This is a genomic window from Nostoc sp. UCD121, assembly GCF_014222285.1.
Taxonomy (GTDB): domain Bacteria; phylum Cyanobacteriota; class Cyanobacteriia; order Cyanobacteriales; family Nostocaceae; genus Nostoc.
The window spans coordinates 1-263 of the sequence record NZ_JACKZS010000588.1 but is presented as its reverse complement, the minus strand read 5'-3'; the positions used below and the strand labels follow the sequence as shown (position 1 = coordinate 263).

The 263-nt window shown below is 40.7% G+C and carries 1 protein-coding gene; it reads right to left on the bottom strand.

The features are described 5' to 3' along the window. Positions 1–263 (bottom strand): transposase (locus GNF10_RS37595; protein WP_185607545.1); only part of this gene is annotated, 263 nt, incomplete at both ends.

Genomic DNA, 263 nt, shown 5'->3' with positions numbered 1-263 from the left:
AAATATTTCTTGGATGCGATCGCGTAAAGTCTGTAAAGAAGAGAAAAGTTGATTTTTGAGTGGTTTCTTGAGGAGCTGCCAAAGCCTTTCAATGGGATTGAGTTCAGGGGCTGAAGGTGGTTGAAATAGAGGAATAATATTTTCTGGCCAACGGAGTTTTGAACTTGTATGAGCAGGTGCTTGGTCAACCTGTAAAATAGCGTAATCTCCACCTAATTGTTGAGATAGCCAGTCCAAAAACTGTTGAAAACACTCGCCATTCA